The sequence below is a fragment of the Marinobacter changyiensis genome (genome assembly GCF_009193265.1).
In the GTDB taxonomy this organism is placed as follows: Bacteria; Pseudomonadota; Gammaproteobacteria; order Pseudomonadales; family Oleiphilaceae; genus Marinobacter; species Marinobacter changyiensis.
In genome coordinates this window covers 448562-466166 of the sequence record NZ_VZZZ01000004.1, presented here as the reverse complement: position 1 = coordinate 466166, position 17605 = coordinate 448562, and the positions used below count along the sequence as shown (strand labels likewise).

General features: G+C 53.3%; 16 protein-coding genes and 2 pseudogenes. 6 read left to right on the top strand and 12 right to left on the bottom strand.

Features of this window, described 5'->3' with window-relative positions; translation table 11 throughout:
- Nucleotides 1-32 precede the first annotated feature (32 nt).
- Nucleotides 33-926: a LysR substrate-binding domain-containing protein gene (locus tag F6Y09_RS13215; protein ID WP_152207381.1), complete on the bottom strand. Its 894-nt coding sequence runs from the start codon at nucleotides 924-926 to the stop codon at nucleotides 33-35.
- A 216-nt stretch (nucleotides 927-1142) separates the two neighbouring features.
- Here F6Y09_RS13215 and F6Y09_RS13210 point away from each other — a divergent pair, with 216 nt between their 5' ends.
- A complete protein-coding gene (locus tag F6Y09_RS13210; protein ID WP_152207380.1) occupies nucleotides 1143-2018 on the top strand; it encodes a PhzF family phenazine biosynthesis protein in 876 nt (291 codons plus the stop codon).
- Here the strand turns inward: F6Y09_RS13210 and F6Y09_RS20165 are convergent.
- The 4 genes from F6Y09_RS20165 to F6Y09_RS13195 all read right to left on the bottom strand — a co-directional run bounded on the left by F6Y09_RS20165 (nucleotide 2011) and on the right by F6Y09_RS13195 (nucleotide 6115).
- A complete protein-coding gene (locus F6Y09_RS20165; protein WP_179959416.1) occupies nucleotides 2011-2280 on the bottom strand; it encodes a hypothetical protein in 270 nt (89 codons plus the stop codon). The genes F6Y09_RS13210 and F6Y09_RS20165 overlap by 8 nt on opposite strands.
- A 68-nt stretch (nucleotides 2281-2348) precedes the next feature.
- Entirely contained in the window at nucleotides 2349-3035 is a 687-nt protein-coding gene (locus F6Y09_RS13205) for a hydrolase (protein WP_152207379.1), read from the bottom strand.
- 49 nt (nucleotides 3036-3084) lie between these two features.
- On the bottom strand, nucleotides 3085-4932 hold the full coding sequence (locus F6Y09_RS13200; protein WP_425481846.1) for an amidohydrolase: 1848 nt from the start codon (nucleotides 4930-4932) through the stop codon (nucleotides 3085-3087).
- A 490-nt stretch (nucleotides 4933-5422) separates the two neighbouring features.
- A complete protein-coding gene (locus F6Y09_RS13195) occupies nucleotides 5423-6115 on the bottom strand; it encodes a pirin family protein (RefSeq protein WP_152207377.1) in 693 nt (230 codons plus the stop codon).
- 342 nt (nucleotides 6116-6457) lie between these two features.
- Here F6Y09_RS13195 and F6Y09_RS13190 point away from each other — a divergent pair, with 342 nt between their 5' ends.
- Nucleotides 6458-7042, top strand: coding sequence for an antibiotic biosynthesis monooxygenase (locus F6Y09_RS13190; RefSeq protein WP_152207376.1), 585 nt, complete (start codon nucleotides 6458-6460; stop codon nucleotides 7040-7042).
- A 52-nt stretch (nucleotides 7043-7094) separates the two neighbouring features.
- Nucleotides 7095-7673 (top strand): NADPH-dependent FMN reductase, encoded by a 579-nt coding sequence (locus F6Y09_RS13185; RefSeq protein ID WP_152207375.1) that lies wholly within the window; start codon nucleotides 7095-7097, stop codon nucleotides 7671-7673.
- Nucleotides 7674-7872: 199 nt separating this feature from the next.
- On the opposite strand, the pseudogene F6Y09_RS20860 reads toward F6Y09_RS13185, so the two are convergent.
- From F6Y09_RS20860 to F6Y09_RS13150, 7 genes and pseudogenes are all read right to left on the bottom strand, one after another.
- A pseudogene (locus F6Y09_RS20860) lies at nucleotides 7873-7992 on the bottom strand (efflux RND transporter permease subunit); the annotation flags it as partial.
- A gap of 154 nt (nucleotides 7993-8146) precedes the next feature.
- Nucleotides 8147-8578, bottom strand: a complete 432-nt coding sequence (locus F6Y09_RS13175) for an amidohydrolase family protein (protein WP_218944164.1) — start codon at nucleotides 8576-8578, stop codon at nucleotides 8147-8149.
- A gap of 221 nt (nucleotides 8579-8799) precedes the next feature.
- Entirely contained in the window at nucleotides 8800-10920 is a 2121-nt protein-coding gene (locus F6Y09_RS13170) for an EAL domain-containing protein (protein ID WP_152207372.1), read from the bottom strand.
- A gap of 479 nt (nucleotides 10921-11399) precedes the next feature.
- A pseudogene (locus F6Y09_RS13165) lies at nucleotides 11400-12456 on the bottom strand (transposase); the annotation flags it as partial.
- Nucleotides 12457-12778: 322 nt separating this feature from the next.
- Nucleotides 12779-13594 (bottom strand): anti-sigma factor family protein, encoded by an 816-nt coding sequence (locus tag F6Y09_RS13160; RefSeq protein WP_152207371.1) that lies wholly within the window; start codon nucleotides 13592-13594, stop codon nucleotides 12779-12781.
- Nucleotides 13591-14169: an RNA polymerase sigma factor gene (locus F6Y09_RS13155; protein ID WP_152207370.1), complete on the bottom strand. Its 579-nt coding sequence runs from the start codon at nucleotides 14167-14169 to the stop codon at nucleotides 13591-13593. The genes F6Y09_RS13160 and F6Y09_RS13155 overlap by 4 nt, the downstream gene beginning before the upstream one ends.
- A 50-nt stretch (nucleotides 14170-14219) precedes the next feature.
- Nucleotides 14220-15692 carry a YVTN family beta-propeller repeat protein gene (locus F6Y09_RS13150; RefSeq protein ID WP_218944163.1) on the bottom strand — a complete coding sequence of 491 codons (1473 nt, stop codon included), beginning with the start codon at nucleotides 15690-15692 and terminating at the stop codon, nucleotides 14220-14222.
- A gap of 277 nt (nucleotides 15693-15969) precedes the next feature.
- Between F6Y09_RS13150 and F6Y09_RS13140 the strand changes: the two genes are divergently transcribed.
- From F6Y09_RS13140 to F6Y09_RS13130, 3 genes are all read left to right on the top strand, one after another.
- Complete coding sequence (locus F6Y09_RS13140) at nucleotides 15970-16329, top strand: nuclear transport factor 2 family protein (protein WP_152207369.1); 360 nt, start codon at nucleotides 15970-15972, stop codon at nucleotides 16327-16329.
- A 101-nt stretch (nucleotides 16330-16430) separates the two neighbouring features.
- Nucleotides 16431-16814 (top strand): hypothetical protein, encoded by a 384-nt coding sequence (locus tag F6Y09_RS13135; protein WP_152207368.1) that lies wholly within the window; start codon nucleotides 16431-16433, stop codon nucleotides 16812-16814.
- A 90-nt stretch (nucleotides 16815-16904) separates the two neighbouring features.
- Nucleotides 16905-17597, top strand: coding sequence for a HupE/UreJ family protein (locus F6Y09_RS13130; protein ID WP_152207460.1), 693 nt, complete (start codon nucleotides 16905-16907; stop codon nucleotides 17595-17597).
- Nucleotides 17598-17605: the final 8 nt, after the last annotated feature.

The window sequence follows — 17605 nt, the reverse complement described above, 5'->3', positions numbered from 1 at the left end:
CCCTTTTGTTCCGAATCCCCCAATCCAAACGTTTAGGCCAGGACTTGAGCGACCTCCCGGTTAATCCACGAAACGAATGCACGTACTTTGTCCGTGCGAAATTTTGCCTCCGGAGCGACAAGGTAATACTGGTATTCCGCGGGAACTGAAATATCGATTGGACACCGGAGTACGCCTGATTTCAGAAGGTCGGCTACCAGGCTGCACCTCATGAGAGCGACTCCTCGCCCAGCGAGGACTGCTTCGACCAGCGTTGTGCCCTCTGTAACCCGAAGCTTTATAGCGCTGTCAGGTATCACCACTCCGAGTTTGTTCTGAAACGACTTCCACGAAACTTCCATATCGATGGATTCATCGATGAGCCATGGCAGCCCGGCCAAAAACTCAGGTGTCACAGCCTCCACCTCAATGAGCCGACTGTGGCAAACCGGTAAAAGCTTTTCTTCCAATAATGGACGGCATTCCAGGCCGGGGTAATTGCCGTTTCCAAAACGAATGGCGAGGTCGACACCATCACCCTGAAAATCCACCAGCTGGAGATTCGGCTGCAGGCTTAATCGGATGTCGGGATGGGCTGACTGAAACGAATCGATTCTGGGTACCAACCAGCGGCTGGCAAAGGAAGGCACCGCTGCAACCGTTAAATGGCCCGGATCGGAGTCGGGTGCAAAGAGAGCAATCCCTTTCTCAAGCTCTTGAAAGCCTATTTCTACATAACCCGAAAGCTTTCTGCCCTCTGGCGTTAACTTCACCTCTCGCGTCAACCGAACGAACAGCTTCAAGCCAAGAAAATCCTCGAGGCCACGAATGTGGGTACTGACGGCCGCCTGAGAAATATTCAGGGTTTCCGCTGCTGCCTTGAAACTCAGTTCCCTCGCGGCGTAACGAAATGCCTGCAGCGCCCTCAGTGGCGGTAGCTTCTGCATCGTCTGAATCCCAGCTGTCCATGGTTAATGTGAGATTAAGCATAGTTCAATTTTACCCGTTTGTTCCATGGAACTGCGATTGAAAAACTAACGGTGTCAAACATTGCGGAACTCGCAGGCTTGTCCGATTTCATTCTGAAATATCTCGGCATCTCCAAAAGTCAGGATGAACAGGAATTCGAAAAACCAATCTGGAAACGTTGAGGAGTGACGGTCATGAACATTGAGATTCCAATTGTCAGTGCTTTTGTTGACGGCAATTCTGGCGGGAATCCGGCGGGCATTGTTCTGAACGCAGACCGGTTCAGTACTGGCCAAAAGCAAAAGATTGCAGCAGCTGTCGGTTTGTCCGAAACGGCGTTTGTTTCTCCATCTGATTCAGCCGATCTAAAGCTGGAGTTCTTTACGCCAACGCAGCAGATCGCCCACTGCGGGCACGCGACCATCGCTACCTTCAGCTATCTGCGTCAAAACGGTTTGCTGGCAAACGATCAGTCATCCAAGGAGACGATTGATGGGTACAGATCAATCAAGATGGAAGGCGACTTTGCGTTCATGGAACAAAAGGCGCCTCTCTATACGACGCTCAGCGATCCTGACCTTCATTTGACTCTACAGGCACTGGGGTTAGCACAATCAGATCTCATTGATGGCACCGAACCGACGATCGTGAATACGGGCAACAGCTTTGTACTGGTCGGCATTCGCGACGTCGAGAAGATGAAAGCCCTTCAACCTGATTTTTCGATGATCGAGAGGCTGAGCAAGGCGTTCGATCTGATCGGGTTCTACGTTTTTTGCCTGGACGGCGTCGCTTATGGACGGGACGCCGGGGCCCGGATGTTCGCCCCTCGGTATGGAATACGCGAGGAGTCCGCAACCGGCATGGCTGCTGGACCTCTTGCGTGCTACCTGTACGATACACTTGGCGTAGAAAAAGGGGAATTTGCCATAGAACAGGGTCGCTGGATGCCCTCGCCCTCTCCCAGTGTGCTAACTGTGCGGCTCGAAATTGACCACAATGGCAGGATCCAAGGTCTTTACGCCGGCGGAAGAGGTGCCGTGCGAGAGAAGAAAGCCATCGTCATTTAACCCAGGCAATCGATGTGAGTTCGAAGTACTGAATGTCTTCAAACCAACACATCACTGCCATTTCTGCCCTACCGGCACAGGCGACTTTAGCCGACCGGAAATCCGACGAAACTGTTTTTTCAGGAGCCCAGCCGGCCCCTATAGCGGCCAAGTCGTTATCCGTGGTGAAGTGCAGCCAGAACACCACGTCTAATACCCAAGCGTTTGATTTGTGTATTAACGCTGTAAAAAGCGGCCGTGTCATCGCGGCCGCTTTGTCCACCCACTCAATCCTTTTTCTGGAATTTCAACTGCCTGTGGGGCCAACCTATGGCCCCACAAACTGAGCGGTTACTTGTTTGCTGGAACCGGGTCAAGTCGGTCCCCATGCCGAACTCGTTCTTCGGCCTTGTGAACCATCGTGTACGCGTAATCCACGCCCATCCCGTAGGCGCCGGAATGCTCTTTGACCAGTGCCATGACAGCGTCATAGGTCTCTCGGTGCGCCCAATCCCGCTGCCATTCAAGCAGTACCTGCTGCCAGGTCACGGGTACCACACCAGCCTGGATCATGCGTTGCATCGCGTAATCGTGGGCATCAACCGAGGTACCTCCGGATGCATCGGCCACCATGTAGATCTCGTAGCCTTCATCGTGCATCGCTGACAGGGCAAAGGTGCAGTTACAGACTTCTGTCCAGAGGCCAGACACAACAATTTTCCTGCGACCGTTCCGCTTGAGTGCATCCCGAACTTTCTGGTCATCCCACGAGTTCATTGAGGTGCGCTCCAGCAATGGAGCCTCCGGGAATACCTCCAATAACTCCGGATAGGTATGCCCTGAAAAAGTGAGCGTTTCGACGGTTGTGATGGTTGTCGGAATGTTGAAAATCTTTGCCGCCTTCGCCAGGCCTACGGTATTGTTTTTCAGCGTCTGACGGTCAATGCTCTGCACACCGAACGCCATCTGAGGCTGATGATCAATGAAGATTAACTGACTGTTGGCAGGTGTGAGAACTTCCAGTTTGGGGTCGGTCATCTCTTACTCCTTGTTTTCTTTTGGGCAGTTTCAGTGCGGCCAACGCTTTTCAAAAGGCGAAACAACCGCACCCCAGGATTCCCCAAAACGGGGTTTTCAGTGCACGGGAATGCATATCCCAATGATCACAATGGGAATGGCCGTGTGCTAAACAGAAATCCGAACTCATTGGCGCAACATGAGCCGCCTTCGGGTGGGCCTGGTTTCCAAAATGCCTGACTGGAGACCAATACGGGCTTGCGGGAGGGATTGGAGGTGCCAGGGATACGAAATTGTCAGAGGCATGAACGACTTTTCCTCCAACAATGGTCAGTACCGAATGGAGATCTTTAATTTCTTCTTCGGGAATGGAGAAATAATCCGCTGAAAGTACCGCCAGATCCGCGTATTGCCCCTCTGCAAGCGCACCTTTAAGGTCCTGTTCACCCGAAAACCATGCGCTGCCGCGGGTCCATAGACTCAGTGCCTGAGAACGTTCCAGACAACGAGATTTTGGATACAGTGGCAAGCCGCCAACGGTCTTTCCGCTCACCAACCAGTAGAGTGAGACCCACGGATTGAAGCTCGCGACCCGTGTCGCGTCAGTCCCCGCTCCCACCGGGATATTAGCAGCCAGCATATCGATGATTGGCGGTGTACTTTCTGCCTCGCTTGCTCCATACCGCTCCACGAAGTACTCGCCCTGGAAAGCCATTCGATGTTGAATTGCGATTCCACCACCCAACTCATTGATGCGGTCGATACTGGCCGGCCTTACCGTTTCCGCGTGGTCAATAATGAAACGTAACCCGTTGAACGGTGAATCCTTATTGACCTTTTCAAAGACATTGAGGAAGCGCGCTATAGATTCGTCATAAGTGGCATGAATCCGAAAGGGCCACCGGTTCTCGACCAGAAGGCGGGTGACTCGTTCCAATTCGGCGTCCATGTCTGAAACCAGTCGTGGTCGTGGCTGCAAAAAGTTCTCGAAATCAGCCGCTGACCACACTAGATTCTCGCCCGCACCGTTCATTCTGAGCATGTCATCACCATCACCTGGCTTGACCATGCCGACCCACCGCTCATAATCGGCGAATTCCGCCCCCTTCTCCTGGGCGAAAAGGTTGTAGGCTATTCGGAGGGTCATTTCTCCACGTTTATGCAGCTCCCCTATCACCCTGTAGTCATCGGGGTAGTTTTGACCACCGCCGCCGGCATCAATGACGCTGGTGATTCCGAGCCGGTTGAGTTCTCGCTGGAAATGCCGTGAAGAGTTCAACTGGTCTTCAAATCCGAGTGTTGGCCCTTTGGCCAGCGTCGAGTAAAGGATCAGAGCGCTGGGCTCAGCAATCAAAAGCCCGGAAGGATTACCTTGACGATCCTTATATATCACCCCGCCCGGAGGGTCTTTTGACTCCTTCGTGAACCCAACAGCTGCCAGTGCTGCGCGATTGAGCAACGCCCTGTCGTAGAGATGCAGTATAAAGACGGGGGTATCGGGAGCGACCGCGTTTATCTCATCCAACGTTGGCATGCGCTGTTCAGCGAACTGAAATTCGCTCCAACCTCCCACTACCCGCACCCATTGCGGCGCAGGCGTTCGGTCGGCCTGGATTTTCAACATCCTTAATGCGTCCGCGACAGACGGGACGCCCTCCCAGCGGAGTTCCATATTGAAATGAAGGCCTCCTCGAATGACGTGTGTGTGGGAGTCATTCAATCCAGGGATAACGGTGTGTTTATTCAAGTCGATGAGCTTTGTGTTCGCCTCTTTCAACGGCATGACGTCGTTTTCGCGACCGATGGTACGCACCAAACCGTCTCGAATCATGACGGCTTCTGCTCCAGGACTTGAGGGATCCAGTGTCGTAATTCTGCCGTTGTATAAAATTGTCGATGTCATATGACAACTCCTCATGGAACTAAGGAGCGGGAGGAGACAGCAAAAGTTCCTTTGAATCGGTCCAGTCCGCGATCGCTCCGTACCTAAACGTTGCCTCCACTGTCCTCAAGGATCGACGAAATTACGTTACCTGAAGGCCCAGTGACTCTCCGGCGAGAAGACAAAGTAGCAGAAAGGCAATAAGGCATCTGGACGACATGGGAGCCTCTTCATCGAGAATCCTGCCAGGGAGTCGACCGGTCATTGGAGTTTTATAATTATAGCCACAGAGTGCTTCGCTTGGCTTGTGAGAAAGGTCGTTATACCGGCGCCCGAAATCAACAAAAATGGGACCCTGTGGTCGGTCGCAAAGGGCACAGGCGCGTTAGATTTAACCTGTCTCGGGTTAGCGAAATCGAGCATAAAAAATCTGCCGAGCTAACGGACTTGCGGTCCATGCTGGGCAGGGTGTTTTGGCTATGTAAATAATCAATGAAGCAGCGACTTGCCGTTTCTGCTCCCGGGGCTAGCGGCCTCGAAGTTCGAACAGCAAGGCTTCGACACTTTTGTCCGCTTCAATTTCCAATTCTTCCTCTCCAGTAATATAAGCACCATCGCCGGAAGCAAGCGGAGTTTCGTTTAGGGTCATTTCACCTCGTGCCACCTGGACATAGTAAACTCGGCCCTCGCCGGGATGAAATACCGCTTTCTCCCCTTCCAGCTTTACCTGGTACACATTAGCATCCTGGCGAATTGGAACGGAGCCGGCTCTTCCATTGGGTGAAACCACAAGGGTAATCCCCTTTGCACCGGAAAAATCTTTCTGCGCATACCTCGGTTCGGAGCCAGCTTCATTCGGTATTATCCAGATCTGGAGAAAGTTCAGCTTCTCCGTTTCTGATGCATTAAATTCACTGTGGAACACGCCTTTACCCGCGCTCATCACTTGCACTTCACCGGTCTGCAACTGCGATACATTATTCATGGTGTCTTTGTGAGCGATGGTTCCTTCGAGAACATAAGTAATGATTTCCATATCTTTGTGCGGGTGCGCTCCAAATCCAGCGCCTCCATCGACCCAGTCATCATTGATCACTCGCAAGTCTGAAAATCCCATGAACTGCGGATCGTAATACTCGGCGAAAGAAAAGGTATGACGGGAATCCAGCCAACCATGCTTAGCGTGTCCTCTTTCGTTCGAAAACCTTACATTAATCATCGCTACCTCCCCATTAACCATATTAATTCATCAGTCTGACTGATGTACCAAATGAATATATAGTGGTAGTAATAGCAACGAAAGTTCATTTTATCGCACTTTATGTTCAAAAGTTTTGCATGAACAAGAGGCCTTAATATTCAGCTACTCCGCCTACCACCATACCGAATCATCTACTAAATTTAGAGATAAAGTCCCCTTCGCGGATGTCCGGATTAGAAACTGCTCAGAGCGCGGACAGATCAAGGACTCTCGCAACACAACTGACTGGCAATCGCACCGCGCTTAAAGCGGCTGTCTATGCTTGGCCCCTGACTGTCGTAACAATCACGGACTGACACGATGGATAATGAAACAGCGGAACCTACACCAAGTACGCACTATAACGCTGGTCGATCGATCATTATTCGACATATTGTTCGCCCCGAATTCAGGGACCGCTATGAGACCTGGCTCAGACAAATCATCGCTGCTGCGGCTGAATTTCCGGGCCACCAAGGCGTCCATATTGTCCGTCCTTCGGAGGGGAACGACACCTTCGAGATAGCCGTTCGGTTCTCCAACAACAAGGAAGCAGAAGCATGGCTAGAATCAGACATTCGAAAGGAACTGGTTTCTTCTATTGTCTCTGCTCTCGCTTCGGATGAGCAGGTGGAAATAAAAAGTGGAATCGATTTCTGGTTCACACCTCCGGCATCGAAAGCCAAACAGCCGACTCGATGGAAACAATGGTTGCTCACGACAGCTGTGATATGGCCCCTGACCATCATCGTTCCGGTACTGTATAAACCGATATTCGGCATCATTCCGGAACTCTCAGTCTGGGGTATTCGCCATGGAATTGTCGCCGCAACCATCGTTGCACTTGTGGTTTATTTAATCATGCCCCGCGTGGTTCGACTTGTCGCCGGCTGGTTGTTTCACTGAGGCTCAAGTCGAACCGAGGGCTCTGCCTAACAAACATCTGGAGGAACATCTTGTGACACTGAAACTTCATACCATAATCTGCAGCACTCGCCCCGGGCGCGTGGGTCCTTCCGTCGCAACCTGGTTCAATGGTATCGCCAATGCAGAAGGTCTTTTTGACTCAAGCCTGGTCGACCTGATGGACTTCCGCCTGCCGATTTATGACGAACCCAACCATCCAAGGATGCAGAAGTACCAACACGATCACACGAAAGCCTGGTCAAAAAGCGTGTCCAAGGCAGACGCCTACGTATTTGTTCTCCCCGAGTACAACTACTGCCCTCCATCCTCCTTCACCAATGCGCTTGACTATGTCTACAACGAATGGAATTACAAACCCTGTGGGTTTGTGAGCTACGGCGGCGTTTCCGGTGGTCTGCGTTCTGCGCAACTGGCGAAGCAGTTGGTTACGGCGTTAAAGATGATGCCAATGATGGAAGGGGTGATGGTGCAGATGCCCTGGAATTTGTTGGATGACAATAAAGCCTTTTTGCCGAACGAACACCACGAAGCCTCCGGAAAGGCGATGCTGCGCGAGTTGGAGAAATGGGCCAAGGCATTGCGAACTATGCGCCAGGACCTGTCCAGTTGAGGTGCACTGTAATCGTCCCCTTCAAAAACACCAATAAGAACCTAGGGAGGAATCAGTGTGTAAGCAGTTGAAGCCAACATACTGGCGCACCGGTTTGGGTGTCAGAAAACGCAGTTTAAGTGTTCTGGTCTTTGATCTGCTCGTACAGTGCATAACTCCAAAGACCACTGAATTCCCTGAGCAACCCCAGACGTGAATATGGAACAATGCCCGCAGTGAATGCGATGGAGGTCATCAGTATCGGACGCAACCGCAGGCGGCACGCCTCAATGATCGCCTCTAGGTAGGACTTACCCTGGTGATTCGAATCCCGGGCAAAAAATGCCAAGTGGGCTATCTGTGTTCGGGCAAAATTCAAATGTCCCAATGTTGAGGCTTCGGGCCCCAATCGCTCCTCATTCAGATCTATAGAACGTGAATATGTGGCGGATCTCGCCGATTGGATTGGATCGTTTCCATGGCCATCTCCACCCTTATTTGACAGTGTTCTTGTAGATCACGCCGTCCTTCATGATCATGACGAAGTTCTTGTCCGGGTCTGCGACAAGATCCAGGTTCTCCAGCGGATTGCCGTCGACCAAAAGCAGGTCAGCGAGGGCTCCTTCTTTCACCGCGCTGATTTCGCCGGGGTACGGATCGCGGGGCCCACACAATTTGATTAGTTGCGAATTGTCGTAGGTGGCCATTTTCAAATTCTCGTAGGGCGTGAACCAGCGCTCGAGTTTGGCCAGGAACTTGCCCTGTTTCACGTCTAACCCTGGGGTCCAAACTATGTCAGTACCGAAAGCCATTTTTACTCCCAGCTTTTTTGCAGCTTTGTATACACGGTCCGTACCGTCTGTCGTTTGGACCCATTTGGCATGTCTGTCAGGGTCGGGGAAATCAAAGGCGTCTTCATCGTTCAATAAGGGCTGGATGCTTAGCCACGCTGACCTGCCCCCAATAACTGAACCACTCACTGCTTAGTAATGTCGGTTATTGACCCTGACCCCGTTTTATTACCGCTGATTGGCAGAAAAATCTGGTTCCTGGGCGTCAACGTCGATAGATGAGCCTAAATGCTCGCTGCGGTTTACAAATTCCCAGGCTGCTCGCGCAGCAGCCTTGTGAAGCTTCCAGTGTTGGTTTAATGCGTTTTCTGGCGGTCCCGTTTTAGTAATTCCTCGAAATCATCCTGGCGAAGGGGCTTAGAGAACAGGAAACCCTGGGCATAGTCACAGCCGGCACGGGAGAGGAATTGCAACTGCTCGTCCGTTTCAACGCCCACTGCAATCACTTGGACGTCTATCGCGTGAGCCATAGCGATTATGCCTTTCAGTATGCGATCGGGTTTTCCACCCTGACCAGCGTCCTTGATCAGTTCTCTGTCTATCTTGACGCTGTCCATCTCGAACTCCTGAAGAGCCAATAGCGAGAACGGTTCGATACCAAAATCGTTGACTGCCAATTTTAATCGCACATCTGGCAAACCCAGGCTCTTGCTTGGATTGAACCCAGAGGCATGAATGACGTTAAAGGCGGCCGGGGTCAGTTCCATAGTGATCCAGCTCTCGTTAAGGCCAATTTGTGTCAGCCGCGCTCGCCATTGGTCCACAAGGTTTTGGGTAACAAAGGTCGTTGGTGATTCGTTAATGTGGATCGGAAGGGCCTCTCCACGCAGGTCACGCCACCGGATCTGGCATTTCACTGCTTGCTCCAGTACGTACGCGTTGATCTCGTCCGGAATGCGGTGCTGTTCAGTGGTGCTGAGAAAGGTAGCCGGAGTCAAAAGTCCCTTGTGAGGATGATTCCATCGGAGTAAAGCTTCTGCTCCGTATATGGCTCCAGTGCGGATATCGATGATCGGCTGATAATAAACCTCCAGTTGGTTCTCGCTGAGGGCATCATCCAGTTCTCTGCTCAACCGTAGATCCTCGGCTTTGCTTTGCGCCATCGAGGAATCGTAGGCCTGAACCTGCTGGCCTCCCTGCTCTTTGGCAGCGTACATGGCCTGATCAGCATTATGCATCAGTTGGTCCACATCCGTGCCGCCGCCAGGGAAGACCGCCAGGCCGATGCTGCTAGAGACGTGTACCCGGTGAGAATCCACCTCAAAAGTCCGTTCGAGGCTGGTCAGAAGTGCATTGGCGGCTTCTTCCGCACCCTCCCTGTCTGTTTCCTTCAAGATCAGAGTAAATTCGTCTCCACCAAGACGGGCCACCGTATCCATGGCCCGGACCCTGGTGACAAGCCGTTCGGCCACCATCGCCAGAAGCTGATCACCTGCCTTGTGGCCGAGCTGGTCGTTGGCTTGCTTGAAACCATCCAGGTCGACGAATAGCAAGGCAAAGGAGCTATCCAACCGTTGGGCTTCCAGCAGGGTCTGCTCAAGACGATCAATGAACAGCCGTCGATTGGGGAGGCCGGTGAGCAAATCAAAATTGGCGCTTCGCCAGATCTGATGTTCTGCCTGTTTGCGTTCGGTGATGTTCCGAGAAGTCTTCACGACTGCCTCAATCTCGTTTCGGTCGTCAAAAACCGGGACAAATTGGCACTCTAAATACGCCTCATCGCCTGATGGAAAACAGTGACGATGCTCCCAACGCTCAGTCTGGCCAGTAGTAACTGATTTGGTGATTGCATCGTGTATTCCGGAGGCCAACTCCAGATTCAGCTGTTTCGGGGTTTTACCAACAACGTCCCGATGCGTCGCATCGACCAGACCGGCCATAGCATCGTTAAGAAACAGATATTTACCATCCGGTTCGAATACGGCGGCGGGGTCAGGGGATGCTTTCAACATGGTTTCGAACAGGCGCGTTACCTGATTTTTGAGAGCTGAGAAGCTCGACATTGAGGTGGCAACCAACTGGTCGATGGCTTCGTTGAATCGCACCAATTCATCGATGTCCTTTGTGGTGAGGCCTCCCTGCTCATCGCCCCAGGCCTTGGTGACCCGAGCCCGCAGGGCCCGGAGTTCCTGTACCAACTGGTGCATGGACATTTCCTGCCGGAGACGGTGCTTACCATGCTTTTCTCCGATCCCCGAAACAAGGTGTTTGCCTTTGCCAACGGCCTTGCGTGCCACCTCCTCCTTGCTTTGAAAGGTTAAGAGGTCTTCTGTGATGAAATCCAGCATCTCACGGGCATGATCCCTCAGGGCGCGGCTATCTTCACCCTTCAGCTCCGGGGCGATTTCCAACACAGCTTCTTCCCAGTCTTCGAGCAATCGCTCCATGTTCGTCTGGATAAATTGGGCCAGCTTCATAGCGAGGGATCTCTTCCGTTATGTATTGGCGGGTGCCTACGTGGTTCTTTAGTCATAAATAGCTTAGTGGGCGGCAACCCATTAAAAATGGGGCCAGTAAAGCGTGTCAGGATATGCAATCAAGGCTACACATTAAATACAGATTTGACACTAATCTGAGCAGCCTCACAAACCACTTCAGGAAAACCAGCGCTTCTACGTATTACTAAGTGTTCCGTCGAATACCACTGCCAGCACTGATGTACTGGAGAGTGCTTCCTCAAAGATTCCCGCGATATCCGAAGTTGTTCTCAACTGACCGCTAATCCTTCTCTATCATCAGCGACCGGCGTCCATCTGTGCGACAACGAACAGTTGATGGTGTTGTTCTTATTAGTTGGCACCCGCGCCAGCACATCGTTCAGATAGGCATAGGGATCACCGGCCAGGAGTTGTAGCTTTGGTTTTTATTCGTAAAATTAACCTGCTCCCAATCACTACTTAGTAATTTCGGTTAATTTCGATCCTTTTCCCGTAGTTCGATAGTCAGCGGCAAACTCCAGTGGTGTCTGGCAGCTCAAAGCTGAATGGGGCCGGTTTTCATTATAGTCTCGTCGCCAGTTACCGATGATTTCCCGGGCATGGGCCAGATCACGAAACCAGTGCTCGTTCAGACATTCGTCGCGGAAGCGGCCGTTAAAGCTTTCAATAAAACCGTTTTGGGTAGGTTTCCCGGGCTCGATCAGCTTCAGCTCCACACGGTTGTCATAAGACCATTGGTCCAGGGCCTTGCTGGTGAATTCCGGTCCCTGGTCTGTTCTGACAGCCTGCGGGTAGCCTCTGAAGGCTGCTATGGCATCCAGAGTGCGGGCAACCTGGTCACCGGAGATGCCATTGGCTACCGGGATGTCGAGACACTCCTTGGTGAAGTCATCGACAATGGTCAGGCATTTTATCCGCCGACCACACTCCAGTGAGTCCATGACGAAATCCATGGACCACGTCTGGTTCGGAGCTTCTGGCAACACCAGGGGCTGACGCTCTATGGCGATACCTTTGCGGCGTTTGCGCTTTGGCACGGCCAGACCGGCCTCTCGGTAAAGTCGGTAAACCTTTTTATGATTCACGTCTACGCCTTCCCGTCGCAACAGTTGGTAAACCCGTCGCCAGCCTCAACGGTGGAGCGGTAGTGAAACGAAGCGCGGGATAACCCGACGAGAAAACAGGCCCTGCGCTGTGAAATCGGCGTTTGCTCTTGCATCGCCCGCACGGCCTCGTGCTTGTTCTCGACGGTCAGTACTTTCGGTTGAGAGCGGCCTTCAGGGCTTCATTGTCCAGAAGAGACTCAGCCAGCAGTTTCTTGAGCTTGGCGTTCTCGTCCTCGACCGACTTCAACCGGCGGGCTTCTGAAATCTCCATGCCGCCAAACTTCTTCCTCCACGTGTAGAAGGTGGCGTCAGAAATGTTGTGCTTGCGGCACAACTCCTTCACCGGCAAGCCAGCTTCGGCTTCCTTCAAAATGCTGATGATCTGCTCGTCTGAAAATCGCTTTTTCATGTTCATCGTCCTCTGCTGTGATGAACATTACTAAGCTGAAAACGGTTAAGCTAGAGGGGAGCAGGCCAAGTGACCCTCTGAGAATCTGATTGATGTCTCCGACGACCAATTAAGCATTCTCCTGAAATCACGAGCATTGGAGCCTCCGTGTACGAGGAAGATTTGGCGGAAGAGTTCTTAGAGGACGCGAGGAAAGGACTATGAAACGATCACTTCATCTTTCGGTAACCAGACCTTTTCGGAGGAGGATGGCTTCTGCAACAATCCCGACCAGGAGCAGTGCCCTGGCGAATAGGGTTAGCAGACTAAGGTCGTCCACTGTCTAAGTAGATTCCAGTTCCAGGTCTCTGGTGGCCGGCATCGCATTCGCTGGCCCGACAATCAGTAAACCAGCTTCCTTCATCGGCACGGCCAACACTTCGAGCTGGTTTTCGTGAGTACGGTAGCCGCCCATTGTGGCCATGGCCTGCCGCACGTCAGGGTTTCTGAACAGCACGTGTTCCGAAATGCGGTACTGAATCACCAGGCTGTTGCCCCGGCGCATGGCAAAGGCCTGAGCGGGCTCACCGCCCACGGTCGTTTGCCAGGTGGCAAGTAGACGACCACCTGCCAACTTGGCTGGGGCTGAAATGTCAGCGGTATTTGCCGGCGCAGGCAGGTCCGTGAGAGCCACCTTCTGATAGTCTGCCAACGCATCACTCACCATCCGGATATGGTCGTGACTCCTGAGGCCCACGTCGGGCAACAACAGCACCCCGGCGAGCACCAGTGCCACTACCCATCCTCCGGCACCGACCACCGCCGGGCGGTACAAGCCGGTCAGCCATTGCCTGAGATTGAACCTGGAGGTTGTTCTCGGGGCCGGGGCGGAGTAATCCGGTGCGTCTGCAAGCGCCTTATCCAGTCGCTTTTGCAGCTCAAACGGCATGCGAGTTGTCGGCACCTCCTGGAAGCGTCGGCTCATGACCTGCTGACGGGCAACGTCCGCACGACAGGCTTCGCAGCCGGCCAAGTGCGCCTCGACCAAGGCTGTGTGATGGTCATCCAGCTCGCCATCCACGTAGCCTGCGAGCCAGTCCTGAAGTTCGAGGTGGAGTTGAGAAAAGCGCCCGGCTTCTGATTTTTCGACATCGTTCATGTGGGTTTACCGCCGTGTATAGAGGTTGCAGCCAATCCATCCCCGGATTCCGTCCTGATAAGCAGGCTGGCTAAAAGCCGCCGCCCTCTCGATAACCGGCTCATAACCGTGCCCTGTGCAATGTCCAGAACCTCTCCCACTTCCTGATAATTCAGTCCTTCAATATCCCGTAACAAGACAACCTGGCGAAAATTATCCGGTAGCGCCTGCACCGCCTTCATGAACTGGTCATTGCTTTGCGTTTGCACGGCCTGCTCGAACGGTCCGGCGGACGTACAGGCCTGCTGCTGCAAAAATGCGTCGCCGGTGGTGAGCATCGGCGCCAGTTGGTCTCGCCGTGCGTTACGCCTTACGTCATCAGCCACCACCCGATTCAGGATCTTCAGCAACCACGCATACACCGCCACCTGATCGGTAAGCTGCGCGAAGTCACGCCACGCCCGAAGCAAGGCCTCCTGCGTCCAGTCCTCGGCTACCTCCCGCGACTGGGCCTGGCGCAGCGCGACAGCGAACAACCTGTCACGCCAGGGGCGAGTCAGGGCATCGAACTGCTGTTTACTCCGGGCTTTGCGCATCCATAGTGCCTGTATGAGTGCCTATAAGAGTGCCAATATGGGGCCGTACTTCAGGGGTTGCCGGGAACAGCAACCCAGAACGGGAATTTGCCGTCGACAGGCTCCTGGCGTACCACCTGCAGGGACTCCACATCAATAACGGTGATCAGATTGTCTGCCGTCACGGACGCATACAGGTAACGGCCGTCGGCACTTGCGCGCACGCCATGGGGCCCGGTGCCGACTTCCGGATTGGCCACGACAGTGAGGCTGTCAGCATCAATCACCGTCACCCGGGATGCAGAGATGGCTCCCGTGGCCACATACCGACTATTCGGAATCACGTCGATGCCTCCGTGGCCTGCGCCGACCTTGAATACCTTGAGAACCTTCTCACTGTCCAGGTCCAACACACCCACGTGACCAACAAAATCACGAATCCATAACCGACGGCCATCCTCGGAAATATCAATATTGTGGGGGCTATCCAGCCCTGGCGTGGCTATGTCGCGCTGTTTGTCGAGCGTTGTCATATCCACCACGGCTAACGCGCCCTCGCCCTGTAAGGTAACGTAAGCGAGGCTGCTATCCTCGTTAAAAATGATGTTGTGGGGCGTGTCACCCACATTGACCTTTTTGACCAATGACTGGGTTTCCATATCGATGACGGCAATTTCTCCCAGCGTGGTTGCCACGGCAAGGCCATAACGTCCATCGGGGGACACTTTGACGCCCTGCACCACCTTGCCGATCGGAAAGCTTGCCTGAATCTCGCCGTTATCCGTGTCCATGATGTAGACATTGCCGGTCTTGAACCCGGACACCATCAGCTGTTTACCGTCCGGGCTCAACGCAGTGTAGTGAGCGCCCTCCACACCCGGCCAGGTGGACTTTGAAGGGAAACGTTCAACAACACCGGAATTCTGAACTGCAGCATAGATCGGTTCAGGAACGGCCTGCTCTAATGACACTTTGGCCACCGTGCCAGTAGCTGACGCATCCTGAGAGGCGGCCGAGCCTGAACTCTGCTCATCAGTGGCCATGACCGCCTGCCGCAACTGGTGGACGTCTTTCCCAGAGAGATCCTTGCCAGAGAGCGCGCTCACCTCCTCGGCGGTATAGGGTTGGAAATCGGGGGATATTCGCTCCCGATTGCCAAACGCCGTTAACACGTAATTCAGGACATCCGCAATTTGCTGGTCGCTGAGCGAACCGCCCCAGGCGGGCATATTGCCGTTGTACGCTGTTCCATCGACGTTAATCGGGCCGGTCAGGCCGTATTGCAGCACATGGGCCAGATAGTCTCGCCCACCGATACCGCCACTGGCATTGAAGATGTTTGCAGCGAGCCCCTTCTGAGGCGGGAACGACCCGGGAATGCCCTCACCTCCGGCCTGATGGCAGGCGGCGCATTGCTGGCTGTAGACCTCTTCTCCCCGGGCAATACTGTCTTCTCCCGGCGCTGCTGTGACACCACTGGCGCCGGAGAAAAGACCGATTGAAAGCACCAGTTTTAACATCGGCGAAATACGTTGGTTTACCATTGTTAGAGTCCTGATTCCCATGTTGAACCGCGAAGCATTCAGCTACTGGCGGCCGTTGCTGTGACTTCGTAACGTATAGGCCGCGCAAGCTTCACGGGGTCAGAAAAATGTTTACAGTCCTCTACCAAGGCGTCACTGGTACGCGATTTATTCCAACATTTGCGATTTATCGGAAAGACTATAATGTCAATACAGAAGCCCCTTTGATGAGACTTCTGGTTCACTCGCGTGTGAGTCACAACCGTGCGTCCGAAAACATCAGATGGAGGGGAAGACAATGACGTTAACTTCAATCGTACAACGAGGTTGGGCCGCCGTTGGCGCCGGGGATTTTGATAGCCTGGCGGAAGACTATGTCGAGAACATGGTCTTGGTGATGCCGGGACAAGACGATGTTCTGGAGGGCCGGCAGGCGTTTCGGTCGGCCCTGGACGGTCTGGGCGGGATGCTCCCGCCGGGTTTCGAGATTACGGAGCTTCGGTATCTGGAAGGCGAAAATGAGGTGGTCTCGATCGTCGAATGGAAATCGTCGAAGATCGGTGGCTCCCAGCTGTCGGTGCTGTTCCGCTTCCGGGACGACAAGATTTACGAAGAGCGCTGGTTTATAGATACGGAGCAATGGAAACGCGCGTTCTGAGTCGCGTGATCATTTATCATGTTTAATTCCTGTCGCCCATGGGGGAATGGTATTCTCTGCTTTCGTTGAAATTCAACCACCGACTCGACACATTGAGATTGATGATTTCGGCCGTTCACCAAAGAAAACTGCTTCCGACGCTCGTCATGCTGTTTGCATTGGCGGGCTTGTCACTGTCGGTGATTGGCGAGTCATTCTCTCACGGTGTGGCTGAGTTGGCGGGCGATTGGGAGTCACAGCTCAGCGGCTATCCAGGCAGTCAGGACGGGCATGGGCACAGCCACGATTTTGGCGAAGAGCCAGAGACTTCGTCACTGCACCATGACGCTGGAAATCACACCCATGAGACGGTGGACCAGCTAAGAGTTCCGCTTGTTTCCCAAAATCTTACTGTTCTCCGGCAACCGGTGCCCTTTGCCGGTGATTCTCCCCGCAGTTTGCGCTATCGACTCGAACGTCCCCCCAAAGCAGCCCTTCCCGCTTGATTCTTGCCGCTTATGCGGCCCCAGGAAACAAATTCGATTGGAGTCTTTATGTTGTCAAACTGGCTTAGCGGTTGCCGTTGTGTGTCCACAATGGGCGCAGGCAGTCGTCTGTTTTGGATATTTCTGACACTTGGCCTACTGGGTCTGAGTACCGATGCACTCGCTCATGCTGTTGCCCAGGGCGATAAAGGTTACATCCAGGAAATCACCGGTGTAAACCTCATTGCGTTCACCTACCTCGGGGCCAAACACATGGTCACGGGCTATGACCACCTGCTGTTCCTACTGGGTGTCATTTTCTTCCTGTACCGCATGCAGCACATCGCCATTTACGTGAGCCTGTTTGCCCTGGGGCATTCCATCACGATGCTACTGGGGGTGTACTTCAACGTCGGCATCAACAGCTACATCATTGATGCGATTATTGGTCTGTCGATCGTCTACAAGGCGCTCGACAATATTGGTGCCTATCAGCGTTGGTTCGGTTTCCAGCCCAACACGAAGGCCGCGACCCTTATTTTCGGGTTCTTCCATGGCTTCGGCCTGTCCACCAAGATCATCGAATACGAGATCTCGCCGGACGGCCTGATTCCAAATCTCCTCGCCTTTAACGTGGGCGTGGAAATCGGGCAGCTCATCGCCCTGGCCATGATCCTGATTGCCATTAGCTTTTGGCGCAAAACCGACGGCTTTTTCCGCCACGCTTACACCGCCAATGTGGCCATGATGAGTGCAGGTTTCCTGCTTTTTGGTTATCAGCTCACCGGTTATTTTGTCGCCTGATTCTGGAG

Excerpts from the sequence above, each read along its gene's own strand:
- F6Y09_RS13130 (WP_152207460.1), top strand. The coding sequence starts at position 16,905 with ATGGGCGCAGGCAGTCGTCTGTTTTGGATATTTCTGACACTTGGCCTA.
- F6Y09_RS13170 (WP_152207372.1), bottom strand. The coding sequence starts at position 10,920 with ATGAAGCTGGCCCAATTTATCCAGACGAACATGGAGCGATTGCTCGAA.
- F6Y09_RS13140 (WP_152207369.1), top strand. The coding sequence starts at position 15,970 with ATGACGTTAACTTCAATCGTACAACGAGGTTGGGCCGCCGTTGGCGCC.
- F6Y09_RS13160 (WP_152207371.1), bottom strand. The coding sequence starts at position 13,594 with ATGAACGATGTCGAAAAATCAGAAGCCGGGCGCTTTTCTCAACTCCAC.
- F6Y09_RS13195 (WP_152207377.1), bottom strand. The coding sequence starts at position 6,115 with ATGATTAATGTAAGGTTTTCGAACGAAAGAGGACACGCTAAGCATGGT.
- F6Y09_RS13215 (WP_152207381.1), bottom strand. The coding sequence starts at position 926 with ATGCAGAAGCTACCGCCACTGAGGGCGCTGCAGGCATTTCGTTACGCC.
- F6Y09_RS13155 (WP_152207370.1), bottom strand. The coding sequence starts at position 14,169 with ATGCGCAAAGCCCGGAGTAAACAGCAGTTCGATGCCCTGACTCGCCCC.
- F6Y09_RS13135 (WP_152207368.1), top strand. The coding sequence starts at position 16,431 with ATGATTTCGGCCGTTCACCAAAGAAAACTGCTTCCGACGCTCGTCATG.
- F6Y09_RS13210 (WP_152207380.1), top strand. The coding sequence starts at position 1,143 with ATGAACATTGAGATTCCAATTGTCAGTGCTTTTGTTGACGGCAATTCT.
- F6Y09_RS13190 (WP_152207376.1), top strand. The coding sequence starts at position 6,458 with ATGGATAATGAAACAGCGGAACCTACACCAAGTACGCACTATAACGCT.
- F6Y09_RS13200 (WP_425481846.1), bottom strand. The coding sequence starts at position 4,932 with ATGAGGAGTTGTCATATGACATCGACAATTTTATACAACGGCAGAATT.
- F6Y09_RS13205 (WP_152207379.1), bottom strand. The coding sequence starts at position 3,035 with ATGACCGACCCCAAACTGGAAGTTCTCACACCTGCCAACAGTCAGTTA.
- F6Y09_RS13150 (WP_218944163.1), bottom strand. The coding sequence starts at position 15,692 with ATGGTAAACCAACGTATTTCGCCGATGTTAAAACTGGTGCTTTCAATC.